Source organism: Aeromonas veronii bv. veronii, assembly GCF_000820225.1.
Lineage (GTDB): Bacteria > Pseudomonadota > Gammaproteobacteria > Enterobacterales > Aeromonadaceae > Aeromonas > Aeromonas veronii.
Window position 1 is genome coordinate 47205 of sequence record NZ_CDDK01000004.1, and the last position, 15501, is coordinate 62705.

15 protein-coding genes are annotated in these 15501 nt (G+C 58.6%); 6 read left to right on the forward strand and 9 right to left on the reverse strand.

The window, feature by feature from the left end; all coding sequences use genetic code 11:
* Nucleotides 1-38 precede the first annotated feature (38 nt).
* Together tapW and BN1139_RS01425 are read right to left on the reverse strand one after the other, a co-directional pair.
* Nucleotides 39-1178, reverse strand: coding sequence for a type IVa pilus ATPase TapW (gene tapW / locus BN1139_RS01420; protein ID WP_005353124.1), 1140 nt, complete (start codon nt 1176-1178; stop codon nt 39-41).
* Between the two features lie 58 nt (nt 1179-1236).
* Nucleotides 1237-1593: a DMT family protein gene (locus BN1139_RS01425; protein ID WP_005353120.1), complete on the reverse strand. Its 357-nt coding sequence runs from the start codon at nt 1591-1593 to the stop codon at nt 1237-1239.
* A gap of 112 nt (nt 1594-1705) precedes the next feature.
* Between BN1139_RS01425 and BN1139_RS01430 the strand changes: the two genes are divergently transcribed.
* From BN1139_RS01430 to BN1139_RS01440, 3 genes are all read left to right on the forward strand, one after another.
* Nucleotides 1706-2437 (forward strand): substrate-binding periplasmic protein, encoded by a 732-nt coding sequence (locus BN1139_RS01430; RefSeq protein WP_013723600.1) that lies wholly within the window; start codon nt 1706-1708, stop codon nt 2435-2437.
* A gap of 97 nt (nt 2438-2534) precedes the next feature.
* Nucleotides 2535-3542 carry a vitamin B12 ABC transporter permease BtuC gene (btuC, locus tag BN1139_RS01435; RefSeq protein WP_005353116.1) on the forward strand — a complete coding sequence of 336 codons (1008 nt, stop codon included), beginning with the start codon at nt 2535-2537 and terminating at the stop codon, nt 3540-3542.
* 65 nt (nt 3543-3607) lie between these two features.
* Nucleotides 3608-4405, forward strand: a complete 798-nt coding sequence (locus tag BN1139_RS01440) for an ATP-binding cassette domain-containing protein (protein WP_005353114.1) — start codon at nt 3608-3610, stop codon at nt 4403-4405.
* Between the two features lie 22 nt (nt 4406-4427).
* Here the strand turns inward: BN1139_RS01440 and aac(6') are convergent, their stop codons facing one another.
* Together aac(6') and BN1139_RS01450 are read right to left on the reverse strand one after the other, a co-directional pair.
* On the reverse strand, nt 4428-4886 hold the full coding sequence (gene aac(6') / locus BN1139_RS01445) for an aminoglycoside 6'-N-acetyltransferase (RefSeq protein ID WP_005353112.1): 459 nt from the start codon (nt 4884-4886) through the stop codon (nt 4428-4430).
* Between the two features lie 6 nt (nt 4887-4892).
* Nucleotides 4893-5957, reverse strand: coding sequence for a 3-deoxy-7-phosphoheptulonate synthase (locus BN1139_RS01450; protein WP_005353109.1), 1065 nt, complete (start codon nt 5955-5957; stop codon nt 4893-4895).
* A 144-nt stretch (nt 5958-6101) separates the two neighbouring features.
* Here BN1139_RS01450 and BN1139_RS01455 point away from each other — a divergent pair, with 144 nt between their 5' ends.
* Nucleotides 6102-6482: a diacylglycerol kinase gene (locus BN1139_RS01455; protein WP_005337641.1), complete on the forward strand. Its 381-nt coding sequence runs from the start codon at nt 6102-6104 to the stop codon at nt 6480-6482.
* Between the two features lie 81 nt (nt 6483-6563).
* Here BN1139_RS01455 and serA read toward each other — a convergent pair whose 3' ends face one another.
* The 5 genes from serA to BN1139_RS01480 form a co-directional block, all read right to left on the reverse strand.
* Nucleotides 6564-7796: a phosphoglycerate dehydrogenase gene (serA, locus tag BN1139_RS01460; protein WP_005353108.1), complete on the reverse strand. Its 1233-nt coding sequence runs from the start codon at nt 7794-7796 to the stop codon at nt 6564-6566.
* A gap of 314 nt (nt 7797-8110) precedes the next feature.
* Nucleotides 8111-8764, reverse strand: coding sequence for a ribose-5-phosphate isomerase RpiA (gene rpiA, locus BN1139_RS01465; RefSeq protein ID WP_005353106.1), 654 nt, complete (start codon nt 8762-8764; stop codon nt 8111-8113).
* A 161-nt stretch (nt 8765-8925) separates the two neighbouring features.
* Nucleotides 8926-9522 (reverse strand): 5-formyltetrahydrofolate cyclo-ligase, encoded by a 597-nt coding sequence (locus tag BN1139_RS01470; protein WP_005337635.1) that lies wholly within the window; start codon nt 9520-9522, stop codon nt 8926-8928.
* A gap of 313 nt (nt 9523-9835) precedes the next feature.
* On the reverse strand, nt 9836-11170 hold the full coding sequence (locus BN1139_RS01475) for a Na+/H+ antiporter NhaC family protein (RefSeq protein WP_005337634.1): 1335 nt from the start codon (nt 11168-11170) through the stop codon (nt 9836-9838).
* A gap of 438 nt (nt 11171-11608) precedes the next feature.
* The gene (locus tag BN1139_RS01480) at nt 11609-12589 is read right to left on the reverse strand and encodes an alpha/beta hydrolase (RefSeq protein WP_005353103.1); all 981 of its coding nucleotides are present in this window, start codon (nt 12587-12589) and stop codon (nt 11609-11611) included.
* 273 nt (nt 12590-12862) lie between these two features.
* On the opposite strand from BN1139_RS01480, the gene dapB reads away from it, so the two are divergent.
* Entirely contained in the window at nt 12863-13675 is an 813-nt protein-coding gene (gene dapB, locus BN1139_RS01485) for a 4-hydroxy-tetrahydrodipicolinate reductase (protein WP_005347132.1), read from the forward strand.
* Between the two features lie 669 nt (nt 13676-14344).
* Complete coding sequence (gene carA / locus BN1139_RS01490) at nt 14345-15481, forward strand: glutamine-hydrolyzing carbamoyl-phosphate synthase small subunit (protein WP_005361585.1); 1137 nt, start codon at nt 14345-14347, stop codon at nt 15479-15481.
* The last annotated feature ends 20 nt before the right edge of the window (nt 15482-15501 follow it).

Sequence of the window (15501 nt, forward strand, 5' to 3'; positions counted from 1 at the left end):
GAGAACCCCGGGCTGGCCCGGGGTTCTCGAGGGGCAGGTTAGAAAAAATCGCCCTTCTCGTCCTTGGTGGGTTCGAGGCTCCAGCCGGTGGCATCGCTGCTGCTGGCAATCTGCCCCTTCTCCTTCCACAGCTTGATCTTGAGGCGCAGGTTGTTGGCCGAGTCGGCGTTCTTCACCGCCTCTTCTTCCTCAATTACCCCTTCCACCACCAGATCAAACAGGGCACTGTCGAAGGTGACCATGCCGAGGGCTTTGGATTTCTCCATCACCTCCTTGAGGCCGCCAAATTCACCGCGCTTGATCATGTCGCGGATGGTGTGGGTGCCGAGCATGATCTCCACTGCGGCCCGGCGGCCACCATCGGTGGTTTTCACCAGCCGCTGGGAGACAAAAGCCTTGAGGTTGTTGCCCAGATCGTTGAGCAGCTGGGGGCGGCGCTCCTCGGGGAAGAAGTTGATGATGCGATCCAGCGCCTGGTTGGCGTTGTTGGCGTGCAGGGTGGAGATGGCAAGGTGGCCGGTTTCGGAGAAGGCCAGCGCATGTTCCATGGTCTCGCGATCGCGAATTTCGCCGATAAGAATGACATCCGGCGCCTGACGTAGGGTGTTTTTCAGGGCAGCGTGGAAGCTACGGGTATCCACGCCAACCTCCCGCTGGTTGATGATGCTCTTGCGGTGGCGATGAACGAACTCCACCGGATCCTCGATGGTGATGATGTGGCCACCGCTGTTGCGGTTGCGATGGTCGATAAGCGCTGCCAGCGAAGTGGATTTACCCGAGCCGGTACCGCCGACAAACAGCACCAGACCGCGTTTCTCCATGATGGTGTCGAGCAACACAGGCGGGAGTTTGAGATCTTCAAAGCGGGGGATTTCGGTCTTGATGTTGCGGGCCACCAGAGAGACTTCGTTGCGCTGCTTGAAGATGTTGACCCGAAAGCGGCCGATCTGGGGCAGGGAGATGGCGAGGTTCATCTCCAGATCCTTCTCGAACTGCTGCTTCTGCTCGCCATCCATGATCTCGGCGGCGATCCGCGCCACTTCACCCGGCTCCAGCGGCGTTTCGTTGAGGGGGCGCAGGCCGCCGTTAAATTTGGCGCAGGGGGGCGCGCCGGTCGACAGATAGAGGTCTGAGCCATCCTGCTTGGCCAGGATCTGTAACATGTCTCGCAATTCCATTTTTTTGCCTCGTCGATCAATGAGATGCCATGAGCGGGATGATATTGAGTGTACAGCCTCAGGCGCCGGTCAGTTTCTCGCGAAAGACAAAAAAGACCGCACCGAGAATGCAGAGCCCTGCCCAGAGATAGTCCCATTTCAGATCTTCCTTGAGATAGAAGATAGAGAAGGGGACGAATACGGTGAGTGTGATCACTTCTTGCAAGATTTTCAGCTGGCCCACGCTCATCACCGTATGGCCAATGCGGTTGGCGGGCACTTGCAGCAGGTATTCGAACAGGGCGATACCCCAGCTCACCAGGGCGGCAATGATCCAGGGTTTATGGTTCATGCTCTTGAGGTGAGCGTACCAGGCGAAGGTCATAAAGACGTTGCTGCAGAGCAGTAGACCGATACTGGCGAAAATCGGGTTCATAGGGTTCTCCTTGAAAATCCGGCGCATTTTATCCCTGAACCACGGGTTTTCATACGTGGTGCGGGAGGGTATTTTTAACCAACAGGATAAGCCGTGCGAGGTATGCGACGGGATGGGCAAGTTATGCGGGATAGTGTTGTTACTGTTATTTGCCATGCCGGTGCGAGCGACCCCGACGCTGACGGTGGCCACCGATCTGTGGCCGCCATTTCGCATCCTGCAAGCGGATGGCCGGTTGCAGGGGCTCGACATGGACATCCTGCGCCGGTTGCAACAGGCGAGCGGCATTGAGTTGCAGGTACGGCGGATGCCGTGGGGCAGGGCGCTCAAGCAGATGCAGACCGGCCAGGTCGATCTGATGATTGGCCTCGCCTATACCGCCGAGCGGGCGCAGTTCATCGACTATCTGCAGCCTGCCTACTATCAGTGCTGGCCCGCGTTTTATGGTCAGCCGGTCAATGTGGCCCGGATCCACCAATACCGCGATCTGCAGGGGGTGAAGGTCGGCTATGTGCTCAACTCCGCCTACTTTGAGCCCTTCAACAGTGACAGTCGCCTCGACAAGCACGGAGTACCCACCGAAGATCAGCTGCTGCGCATGGTGCAGCGCGGTCACCTGCCGCTGATGATTGGCACCGACTGTCAGGTGGACTATGCCTTGAGTCAGGGAAATGCCAGCCGGATAGGCAAGGCGGACTACCGCCCCGCCACGCCGGTGACCCTCTATCTGGGGATGAGCAAGCACTCACCTCACCAGTCGCTGCGCCAGCCCTTGCTGGTGGCGCTGCAAAATCTGGTGGCCAGCGGCGAGATAAGCGTGATGGCCAAGCGTTACCAGCCTTGACCTTGGGTGGCAAGCCACTGTTATCATGCCCTTTTCCTGCTTCTCCCCCGGCGCTGCGACAGGGCCGGGGGGAAGCCTTGTTATTCGGGGATCCTCCTTGTACCTCTCCCTTATCGCCCGCCAGCAGCGCTGGCAGCGGCGCTGGCTCTGTGGCCTGACGCTGCTGACCTTGCTGCTGTTTTTCTTCTCCCTCGTCTGGGGCGAGTTTGTGCTGCTGCCCTGGCAGCCCCTTGGCGATCTCGAACAGCGCATCCTGCTGGAGCTGCGCCTGCCCCGCGCCTTGCTGGCCCTCTTGGCTGGCGCCGCGCTCGCTTGTGGCGGCGCCGTATTGCAGGTGATGCTGCACAACCCGGTGGCCGAACCCGGGCTGCTTGGCGTTTCAAGCGGAGCAGGACTGGCTGCCATGGTGGCGATGGCGGTGGCCAAGTCCCTCGGCCTCTATCTGCCTGGCTGGGGGCTGTCGCTGGCGGCCTTCGGTGGCGCCCTGCTGGTAACCATGCTGCTCATTCGGCTGGCTCGTCGGGCGCGTCTCGGTCATGCCCGCTTGCTGTTGTTTGGCGTCGCCATCGGCATTCTCACCAATGCCGCCATGACCTGGTTGATGTACTTTGCCGATGATGGCTCCTTGCGTGAATTCATGTTCTGGATGATGGGGAGCCTCTCTTACGGCAGCCAGCAGTTTGCCTGGTGGTGGCTGGTGCTGCCGCTCACCCTGGGCTGGCTCTGCTGGCAGGGCAAGGCGCTGCAACAGTTGTTGTTGGGGGAGACCCAGGCCCGCCTGATGGGGATGGATGTCGACAAGATGCGGGTGCGGCTGGTGCTGGCGGTCTGTCTGCTGACCGGTGTGGCGGTGTCGTTGTGTGGTGTCATCGGTTTTGTTGGGTTGGTGGTGCCCCATCTGCTGCGGCTCTGCGGTGGCAGCGATCAGCGCTTTCTGCTGCCTGCTTCGGCGCTTGGCGGCGGGGCCCTGCTGCTGGCGGCCGATCTGGTTGCTCGATCCACCCTGAGCGCGGGGGAGTTGCCTATCGGCGTCATCACCGCCTCGGTGGGGGCGCCGCTCTTTATCTACCTGCTATTGAGGCAAACTGCCGATGGTGCTGCATGAATATCTGCATGATTTGGTCGGGGCGCGCAGTCTCCTTATTTACCCGTTGTTGAGGCAAGATGCCGATGTCACCCGCTGATCCCATGCTGGTTTCTTCTCGTGCTGCTGCACCGCTGCTGGAGGCGCGCGCACTCGCCATTGCCGGACGGCTCTCTCCCCTGGATATCCGCTGGCATGGCGGCCAGTTGGTGGCGCTGTTTGGCCCCAATGGCAGCGGCAAGTCGACCCTGCTCGGGGCGTTGGCGGGGATTTTACCCGCCGATGGCACAGTGCTGCTGGGGGGGGAAGTGCTTACTGACCTGAGTTGGCCCGAGCTTGCCAAACGGCGCGCCATGCTGCCCCAGCGTCAGCCCCAGCTGTTTCATATTCCGGTGTTTCAGGTGTTGAGCCTGGGGCTCGATGAGATGGTTGCACCTGCCAGACAGAACGAGGCGATAAATGCATTGTGCGAGGCATTGGAGCTGGAAGCTTTGCTGGCTCGTGACTTCAGCCGGTTGTCGGGGGGCGAGCAGCAGCGGGTGCTGATTGCCCGCACCCTGCTGCAGGTTTGGCCGAGCCTCAATCCGACCGGCAAGGTGCTGCTGCTGGACGAGCCGCTGGCGGGGCTCGACCTGCATCACCAGCTGGCGCTATTGCGGTTGCTGAAAACCCTGGCCGCTCAGGGTTTGCTGGTGGTGCTCGCCATCCACGATATCAATCTGGCCATCGACTGGGCCAACCGCATTCTCTGCCTGCAAGGGGGCGCGGTGGTGCGCGAAGGGGGTGTCGAGCTGGTGGATGAGGCGCTGCTGGCGCAGGTATTCCAGATCCGCACCGACCGTATCGAAGCTGCGGGGCGCGTGTGGTTTATGCCCAGTTTGTGAGAAACAAGCAAGGCCCTTGGCGTCAGCCGAGGGCCTTTTTGAAGAATACGACTCGCTCCGTTTCGGCAAAGCCGAGTTGTTGGTGCATCTGCTGCGAGTCAAGATTGTCGATGGCGGCATCGGAGGCCAGTTCCCGGCAACCCAGCTCGCGGCCCCACTGCGCCACCTGAGCGATCAAGGCTTGGGCCACCCCACGCTGGCGCGAGGCCTGTTGCACATAGACCCCTTCCAGATAGATCACAGGGCTGCTGTTGCAGCCATTCACGTAATCGTGGCGCAGGGCTGCATCGGCAAAGCCTACCGCCTGACTCTGCTCATCCAGCGCCAGAAAGGGGTTGAGATGTGCATTGGCCAACATCTCAACCCCTTCCTGCAGGTGGGCCGAAAGTGCGTGGTGCGGCCACAGCTGCTGGCGCAGGGTTGCCCACTGCGCCAGCAGCGTCTCGTCGAGGGGGACTATCTGCCAGCCGATATTTGTCATCGGGGCTCAGGCTTGCCGCTTGGCAAGGCGTACCAGTGCAGCCTCTGCCAGCATCGCCAGTAGGGTTTCGGTGTCGCTCCATGATAGGCAGGCATCTGTGATGCTCTGGCCAAAGGTGGCGGCGCAGCCGTTCTCCACATCCTGACGCCCTTCCACCAGGAAGCTTTCGGCCATGATGCCGGCGATGCCGGTACGGCCGCGGCGCAGCTGATCGCAGATATCTTGCGCCACCAGCAGCTGACGGCGGTGATCCTTCATGCTGTTGCCGTGGCTGAAATCGACCACCAGACGCTCCGGCAGGCCCACATCGGCCAACGCTTCACAGGCTTCATCGACACTGGCGGTGTCGTAGTTGGGTCGGTGGCCGCCACGCAGGATCACATGACCAAAGGGGTTACCGGCGGTGCGGTAGATGGTCATCTTGCCGTCTTTGTCCGGCGAATAGAAGATGTGGCTGTGGCGGGCGGCGCGTACCGCATCGATGGCGATGCGGGTATTGCCGTCGGTGCCGTTCTTGAAGCCGACCGGGCAGGAGAGGGCCGAAGCCATCTCGCGGTGTACCTGGGATTCGGTGGTGCGAGCGCCGATAGCGCCCCAGGTGATGAGGTCGGCAATATACTGGCCGGTCACCATATCGAGGAATTCGGTGGCGGTGGGCATGCCGATCTCGTTGATGTCGACCAGCAGTTTGCGCGCCAGTTTCAGCCCTTCGTTGACATCGAAACTGCCATCAAGGCGCGGGTCATTGATCAGCCCTTTCCAGCCGACGATGGTGCGCGGCTTCTCGAAGTAGGTGCGCATCACGATGCAGAGGCTCTCTTTATACTGCTCGCGCAGGGCGTTGAGGCGCTGGGCATACTCGCGAGCAGCAGCGGGATCATGGATAGAGCAGGGGCCGACAATGACCAGCAGGCGCTGATCGTCTCCGGCCAGAATGGCTTCCACTTCGCGACGGGCATCCAGCAGATTCTGGGCAATGGTATCGGTAATCGGAAACGCGTGTGCAAGCTCGCTCGGAGTGATCAGTGACTCCAGGCGACGGGTGCGCAATTCATCTGTGTGAATGGACATACAACTCAAGTCTCGAGTGGGTGGTGTCAGCCGCAAGGGGCGAAAAAGCAAAGAGATAAAATAAAGCAAAAGTCCCCTGATTGAAACCTTGGGGGGCTCTGATAGGATGTGAGGCCAAAATCGATTCCAAATGAGGTAGATAGCGTGGCAAAGCCAGGGGCAACCGGGGTCACCCGCATCATCAACGCAACCGGTTACAGCATGAAGGGGCTCAAGTCAGCCTGGATTAACGAGGCGGCTTTTCGGCAGGAGCTGATGCTGATCCTGTTGCTGATGCCACTTGCCTTCTGGCTGGGGGATTCTCTCAACCAGATCCTGCTGCTTATCGTCATCAGCTGGCTGGTGGTGATCGTCGAGATCCTCAACTCCGCCATCGAAGCTGTGGTAGACAGGGTTGGCTCCGAGCATCATGAGCTCTCCGGTCGTGCCAAGGATTTGGGCTCTGCCGCCGTCTTTATCGCGTTGGCCCTCAATGCCCTGGTGTGGGGCGCGCTGGTAGGCCGCAACCTGTTGGGGTGGTGGTAAGCCATCACGCTGCTTTGAGGTTCTGCTTCATACAAAAGCCCGTCATCACGACGGGCTTTTTGCTGCGCAGATAAGGGGCTATCAGTGGAGGATGCGGGCACGGATGGTGCCGTTGATCTCCTTGAGCTTGGCGAGCGCCTTCTCGCTGTGCTCGGTCTCCACGTCGATCACCACGTAACCGATATGGCTGCTGGTCTGCAGGTATTGACCGGCGATGTTGATCCCCTCTTCGGCGAAGATCTGGTTGATCTGGTTCATCACGCCCGGCTGGTTGCGGTGAATGTGCAGCAGGCGGCTGGAGCCCTTGTGGCCCGGCAGCGACACTTCCGGGAAGTTGACGGCGGAGAGGGTGGAGCCGTTGTCGGAGTATTTGACCAGCTTGTTGGCTACTTCCAGCCCGATGTTCTCCTGCGCCTCATGGGTGGTGCCACCGATGTGCGGGGTCAGGATGACGTTCTCCAGCCCACGCAGCGGGCTTTGGAACTCCTCGTCATTGGACTTGGGCTCGACCGGGAAGACGTCGATGGCGGCGCCGGCAATATGGCCGCTTTTGATGACGTCAGCCAGCGCATCGATATCCACCACGGTACCGCGGGCGGCGTTGATGAAGATGGCGCCCGGTTTCATCATCCGCAGCTGCTCGGCTCCGATCATGTTCTTGGTGGAGGCGGTCTCCGGTACGTGCAGGCTGATGACGTCAGACATATTCAGCAGCTCGACCATGCTTGGCACCTGGATGGCGTTGCCCAGCGAGAGCTTGTTCTCGATATCGTAGTAATAAACCTTCATGCCGATGCTTTCGGCGATGATGCCAAGCTGGGTACCGATGTGGCCGTAGCCGATGATGCCGAGCTTCTTGCCGCGCGCTTCCACCGAGCGGTTGGCCAGTTTTTCCCACACGCCGCGATGGCACTTGGCGTTTTTCTCGGGGATGCCGCGCAGCAGCAGCAGGATCTCGCCCAGTACCAGCTCGGCGACCGAACGGGTGTTGGAGAAGGGTGCGTTGAAGACCGGAATACCGCGGACCTGGGCCGCTTCCAGCTCGACCTGGTTGGTACCGATGCAGAAGCAGCCGATGGCGACCAGCTTGTTGGCGGCGTCGAGGACTTTCTCGGTGATCTGGGTGCGGGAGCGCAGCCCGATGAAATGGACGTCGCGGATCTGCTCGATCAGCTCCTCTTCGGAGAGCGAGGTCTTGAGATACTCCACACTGGTGTAACCTGCGGCACGAAAGGTCTCTACGGTGTTGGGGTGAACCCCCTCCAGCAGCAGAACCTTGATTTTATCCTTGTCCAACGAAAACTTGGCAGTCATGACGATCCCTCTGTATGTGCAAACGTAAGTGCAGATTTGGTGTGCGAAGAAAACCGTAAAGTAGCAAAAACGTTTGGGAGAGGGAATATTTGTGACGAAAGTCAAATTCTTTGAAGTTATCAACGAATGTTGTAAACATCCGTATGCAACTTGTTGAGGGATAAATAAAAACGGCGCCATCAGGCGCCGTCATTCATTCACAGTGCAATGTTTGGGTCATATCCCATCCCGGGGCTCAATCAACGCCGCTGCTGCGTCAGAGGTGGCAGAGTGGCGCTGGCGTGCGAGGGAGGATTGTGCTGCCGGTGTCGGGATTACTGGGTAATCACGCCGTCCGGCGTACCGATCAGGACCACATCGGCGCCGCGCGCGGCGAAAAGGCCGTTGGTGACCACGCCAACAATGGCGTTCAATCGCACTTCCAACGCCTTGGCGTCGGTAATGGCCATGCCTTTCACATCCAGAATGTGGTTGCCGTTGTCGGTGACGACCCCTTCACGCCACACCGGGTTGCCACCCAGTTTGCGGATTTCGCGGGCCACGTATTCGCGGGCCATCGGGATCACTTCCACCGGCAGCGGGAACTGGCCCAGCACGTCGACGGTCTTGGTGTTGTCGATGATGCAGATGAACTTGTCAGCGACGGCGGCAACGATCTTCTCGCGGGTCAGGGCTGCGCCACCGCCCTTGATCATGTCGCGGGTTGCGTTGATCTCGTCGGCGCCATCCACATAGACGGAGAGGGCGTCGATCTCGTTGAGATCATATACGGTGATGCCGAAGCCCTTGAGGCGCTCGGTAGAGGCCACGGAGCTGGATACCGCCCCCTTGATCTCGTCCTTCATGGTCGCCAGCGCGTCGATAAAGTGGTTGACGGTAGAGCCGGTGCCCACCCCGACGATGGTGCCGGGAACCACATACTTGAGCGCAGCCCAACCGGCCGCCTTCTTCATTTCATCTTGAGTCATGATCGTTCCTTAAGAAAAAAGCGGGCGCATTATATCCAACCCGGTACCCCGTCGCGACCTTGTTGCTCACGTTCCGGGGCAAAAAGAGGGACTTTGTAAATCGTTTGCCTGTTTATTCTGCGTTTGCGCGCACAAAGCAGGGGCTGCCTGCCAAAAACAGCTTATTCAAAGCGCCAGCAGTGGCTCGGGGTGATGATCTGGGGCAGCGGCACATCCCACTCCTCTTGCGGGACCGCATCCACCTGCTGGCAGTCGTGGGCAATGCCGAGCGGCTTGGGGCCCAGCTTGTGCTCATGCCAGATGGCGAGAGTGCGATCGTAGTAGCCGCCCCCCATGCCAAGACGATTGCCCTGGGCATCGAAGGCGACCAGCGGGGTGCAGATAAGATCGAGCGTGCTGTGGGGCACCACCTGCAGGATATCCAGCTCCGGCTCTTCGATGCCGTAGCGGTTTCGCACCATGGGGCTGGTGGCTGTGTAGCGCAAAAAGAGCAGGTGACCCGGGGTAAAGGGGTGGAGCACCGGCAGGTAGACCTCTTTGTGCTGGGCCCACAGCCAATGGATGGTGGGCAAGGGATTGATCTCCCCATCATTGGCCAGATAGAGGGCAATGCGTTTGGCGGCGAGGATCTCGGGGTGTTGCTTGAACTGGGCCAGCAGCTGTTGGGCCGCCGCCTGCTGCTCGGCCGGACTCAGATTTTTGCGGCGTTGACGAACCAGTTGGCGCAGGGATTGACGTTCGGGTTGGGACTCATGCATGGGGAACCTCTGGTATAGCTGCGCATCGATGGCTTGAACGCGCTCTACCTTAGCACATTCACTCTTGACGTTAAGGGGGGCAGGGAAACCCCGTCCCGGACGGCTGATGCCCGGAACGGTGGGATAAATGCTGGCTGATCCGTTAGTGAGTCAACAAGGGCCAGGGTGTGGCCCCTGTTGATGGCATGTCGGCGCGCCAGCCTCTGGTCTGTTACTTGTCAGCTTTGCCGCGCATCTGGTGCTTCACGAACACGGCAATCAGCGCCGCCACCGCGAGGCTAATCCTGTGTAGAAACGCATGGACGTTATCCTGTTACTTGTCAGCCTTGCCGCGCATCTGGTGCTTCACAAACACTGCAATGAGTGCCGCTACAGCGAGTGCCATCGGGTAGAAACTCATGCTCACTACCGCCAACGGCGACAGGGCGAAGATGGATCCCAGCAGCAGCGCCTGTGCTCCCCAGGGGATCAGACCCTGTACCACGCAGGAGAAGATATCGAGCATGGAGGCGGCGCGGCGCGGGGTGACACCGTGGTGTTCGGCCAGATCCCTGGCTACCTTGCTGGCGACGATAATGGCCACCGTGTTGTTGGCGGTGCAGAGGTTGGTGAGGCTCACTACCCCGGCGATGCCGAGCTCGGCCGCTTTCTCGTTCTGTTCACCATTGTGCTCGCGAGTGAAACGGGCAATCAGGGCGCTGATGCGCTCGCTGATCCATGCCAGTCCACCCTGACGTTCCATCAGGGCGCCGAGGCCGCCGATCAGCATGGAGAGCAGGAAGATCTCCTGCATGCCGGTAAAGCCCTGATAGATATCCTTGCTGAACTGACCGATGGCGTAGCCGTTGATCATGCCTACCACTCCAGCGGCCAGAATGCCGATCCCCAGCACCACAAACACATTCACTCCGGCGAGCGCCAGCCCCAGGATCAGCAGATAAGGCATCACCTTGAACAGCTCGATAGCGCTGCCGTTGGCAGGGGATTCACCCACTGAGCCCAGGGTCAGATAGAGCAGGATCACCGCGATGGCAGCTGGGGCCGCAATCTTGAAGTTTTCGCGGAACTTATCCTTCATCTCGCACCCCTGACTGCGGGTGGCTGCTATGGTGGTGTCGGAGATGATGGAGAGGTTATCGCCAAACATGGCGCCGGAGAGAATGGTGCCTGCCATCAGTACCGGATCGATACCGGCCGCCTGCGCCACGCCCAGCGCGACCGGCGCCACGGCACCTATGGTGCCCATGGAGGTGCCCATAGCGGTAGCAATAAAGGCAGAGATGAGGAACAGCCCGGGCAACAGCGCCCAGCCGGGGATGAGCGACAGACCCAGCGCCACGGTGGCATCAACGCCGCCGGTGGCCTTGGCCACGCTGGCAAAGGCGCCCGCCAGCAGATAGATAAGGCACATCGCCATGATATTGCTGTGGCCAACCCCCTTGAAGAAGGTCTCCAGATTGCTGTTGAAGCTCTCTTTGCCAAGCAGCAGGGCCAGCATCACGGCAGGCAGGGCTGCAACCGGAGCGGGCAGCTGATAGAAGGCGAATTCGACCCCCTGCAGGGTCAGCCAGGTACCGGTACCGATAAAGAGTGCGAGAAAAACCAGAAGTGGCAACAAGGCCCTGGCACTGGGTTGGATCTGGATCATGTGTTCCTCTGAAATTGAACAATGACCTCCTGTCATAAACTGCTTTGTACCTGTATCGGATAGGGATAGGGGGAAAACAGGGCGGGCATCCTGCCGCATTGGGGTGCCCACAGTAGTGAGTCAACATCGCCTGGTCAAGATAGACGTCCAGATGGATAGGTGTTTTTGTTTGATGATTCTGGTGTTATTGAGATATCCAAAGAATATTCGGAAAAAGCAGTTAGTGCTGTTTATTGTTCATTACTGTTCTGGCGCAGTCAGCGGGTATCTGGGGGTATCGCGTGCCTTTAATAAGGAGAGAGGTAAACGATAAGATCTCTGCATGCCATCTTGGGGCTCTCTCCCGCTGCCAAACGTCAGCCGCACCTCTCTCTATCTCTACGTGAGCATGGTACGGATATTTCCAGAACGCGTGGACACAAGACCTGGGCTGTGTGGTTACTGTGTCAGTTTCTCCACCGCCTGAACGGCTGTCGCGAGAGCATCCTGTTCCAGCGTCAGGGGAATGTGGCCAATTCCGGGCAGCAGGGTGACAGGCCAGGAGATGCCGAGACGTCTTAACTCAGGTTCAAGTTGATCTGTTTGGAAAGCTTCGTCATTTGCGCCCGCGATCACGGCGCAGGGGCGTTGCACATTGCGTATGTTCTGCTGGTGGTCACGCTCCGGCTGAAAGTTCGAAGCAAGGTTGAAGGAGTAGGAGGGGGTCAGCAGGGATTTCGCCTCATCTTTGAGGGCAAAGTTCAGCACGGTCAGATGGTTGAGTGCGGAAATATGGAAACCGTTGAGGATGCTCAGGGCGATGAGGCGAGGCAAGCCGACACGCACCCAGCCACCGCTGTTGGGCCGGTAGTTGGCGGCGGTGGGGCCGAGATAGGGGGAGAGCAGCAGATAGCTCTCGAACAGGGTTTGTCGCGCACTGCCAGCAACGCGCAGCACAAAGCCACCCCCTGACGAGAAGCCGACGAGTGTTGCAGGCTTGCCGGGGGCCACCGACTTGATGAAATCTTCCAGATCGTCTTCAAGCTGGCCGATGTAGGCAATGGTGCCTTTGTCGCCCGATGCGCCATGGCCACGAATATCGAGGGCGTAGGCGTCGTATCCCGCTTGCGAAAAGGCGCTCGCCATCTTGTGCATGCTCTGACTGCTGGCAGAAGAGCCGTGAACCAGTACCACGCTGCCCTTGACCTTGTTGTTCTTCGTATTGCCCTCTGCGCCATAGTGCCGATAGGCCAACTGTGTGCCGTCACGCGCCGGGTATCTTGAGAGGGGTGGCATGTTGCTCCAGTCACTCCCCTTGAAAGGGTCGTTGATGCTGGCCATCGCCGGTGCCGGGTTCGGCCCGCCAAACAGCAGAGCCGCGGCCAGTATGACCAGGGTCAGTGATATCAACCCCACAGCAAACAGCAATCCTGCGTTCATCCTTGCTCCTCGTTTGATATCGACACGGGCGTTGCCCTGATTTTGCTTATGCTGGCATTTCACTCGTTCGAACCTATCAGATGGCACCCGGTCTGCCAAATGATGGAGTGAGACGATGAAAAACGGCCTGTGACCAAAAGGAAGTTCTTGGCCAGCCAGTGGGCGCTGCCGTTGGCGAGTGCAGCAAGGAGTGGTGGCATCATGGCTTTTCAAACCCGGCGCGGGCTGGTAAAACGGTCTCTTTCCATAATTAAAAGAGATGAGAGGGTGGAGATGGACAATCCGATCCGTGTGGCCGTGATGGGCTGTAATGGTCGTATGGGCAAGGTGCTGCTGGAGGCCATCACCAACACCGATGGAGTGGTGGTTGGTGCCGCGCTGGAGCGGCCGGGTTCGGCGGTGATCGGTCTTGATGCCGGTGAGCTCAATGGGCTGGGCCATCTGGGTGTGGCCATCAGCGACAGTCTGGACAAGGTGCGTGACGAGTTTGATCTCATCATCGACTTTACCCGCCCCGAGGTGACCCTTGCCAATCTGGCCTTTGCGCTGGCCCACCACAAGCAGATGGTGATCGGCACCACCGGTTTTGACGATGCAGGCAAGGCCGCCCTGAAAGAGGCTGGCAAGCAGATCGGTATCGTGTTCGCCTCCAACTACTCGGTCGGGGTCAACCTGGTGTTCAAGCTGCTGGAGCAGGCCGCCAAGGTGATGGGGGATTACACCGACATCGAGATCATCGAGGGCCACCATCGCCACAAGGTGGATGCGCCATCCGGTACCGCGCTCTCCATGGGGGAAGTGGTCGCCAAAACCCTGGGTCGGGATCTCAAGGAGTGCGCCGTCTATGGTCGCGAGGGGATCACTGGCGAGCGGGATCGCAACACTATCGGCTTTGCCACCATTCGCGCCGGCGATCTGGTGGGGGAGCATACCGTCATGTTTGCCGATATAGGCGAGCGGGTGGAGATCAGCCACAAGGCCTCCAGCCGCCTGACCTTCGCCAACGGTGCTGTGCGGGCGGGCAAGTGGCTTGGTCAGCAGGGTGCCGGTCTTTATGACATGCAGGATGTGCTCAATCTCAAGTGATGCCTCTGTGCGGCACTTTCGTACTACAGCTACCCAGTGAAAAACCCCGGCTTGCCGGGGTTTTTGCTGTCAGTCAGCCAGAGTTTGTGTAAAAAGACACGCTATCGGCAATTTTTATCTGAATGCCTTATAAATCACACAATTGCGTTATCCACCAGATTTTCCCTTCCTGAATGTCATCACCAGGTAACAGGTTTGAGCATCTTTATGGCTGATAAAGCCATTTTTTTACACCGATCGGAAAAGACTAAAAATTCAAACGTAGAAAAACGTTTTCCATTTTTCATGTTCACTCTTGTCATCTTAAAAGCGTTAAATTTGTCATTAATGTTTTTTGTGTAAAAATAAATACCATTGTTTTAATTGGTTTTTTTGTTTGTTTTTGTCGTTATTGCTGGCTTGGTGGCATCTTTTGATGGTGGTTTTTCCTTTTCTTTCGCGGGAGGGGGTTGCAAAGCGATTAAGTGCATAGATAATGGGTAATGTTGCTTTTTTATTGAATTTAGATGCATTTCATCTGAGAAAAGACGTTGAAATGCCACTTTTTTTAAGTAGAATGCGCCCAATTTGCCAGAAATCTGCCGGGTTCGAGTCCTGTTCAAGACCGGAACCGAGCCCGCAACACCCAGGTAAATTGCTGAATTTAAAGCTAAATAACTGGAGGTTGTCTTGAATCACACTGCATTGCTAGTGCTGGAAGATGGAACTGTGTTCAAAGGCGTGTCGATAGGCGCCGAGGGATGTTCCGTTGGTGAAGTGGTTTTCAATACGTCGATGACGGGCTATCAGGAAATCCTCACCGATCCCTCTTATTCCCGTCAGATAGTCACCCTCACTTACCCCCATATAGGCAACACCGGCACCAACAGCGAAGATGAAGAGTCCAGTCAAATCCATGCTCAGGGATTGATCATCCGGGACCTTCCGATACTTGCCTCCAATTTCCGCAATCAGCAATCCCTCTCCGAATACCTCAAGTCTCACAACATCGTTGGCATCGCCGACATCGACACCCGTAAACTGACCCGCATCCTGCGCGAGAAAGGCGCTCAGGCTGGCTGCATTCTGGCCGGGAAACAGGTCGATGAAGCCTATGCCCTCGAACAGGCCCGCGCCTTCCCCGGTCTGAAGGGGATGGATCTGGCCAAAGAGGTGACGGTTGGTGAGGCGTACAACTGGACGACCGGGAGCTGGCAGCTTGGCAAGGGGCACGTCACCCCGGATGCCGACCAGCTGAAATACCACGTGGTAGCCTATGACTTTGGCGTCAAGCGCAACATCCTGCGGATGCTGGTTGACCGTGGCTGCCGCCTGACTGTGGTGCCTGCCAAGACCCCGGCCGCCGAGGTACTGGCGATGAACCCGGATGGCATCTTCCTCTCCAACGGCCCCGGCGACCCCGAGCCGTGCGACTACGCCATCGAGGCCATCAAGGCTTTCCTTAATACCAACACGCCGGTGTTCGGCATCTGTCTGGGTCACCAGCTGCTGGGTCTGGCCTCCGGTGCCAAGACCGTCAAGATGAAGTTTGGCCACCACGGCGCCAACCATCCGGTGAAGAGCCTCGATGACAACACTGTGATGATCACCGCTCAGAACCACGGCTTTGCGGTAGACGAGAACAGCCTGCCGGATTGCCTGCGCGCCACCCACGTCTCCCTGTTCGATGGTTCCCTGCAAGGTATCCATCGCACCGACCGTCCGGCCTTCAGCTTCCAGGGGCACCCCGAAGCGAGCCCGGGCCCGCACGACTGTGCCGGTCTTTTTGACCACTTTATTGAATTGATTAAGCAGTATCGCGCCTAAGAAATAGAGGAAAGAGTTTC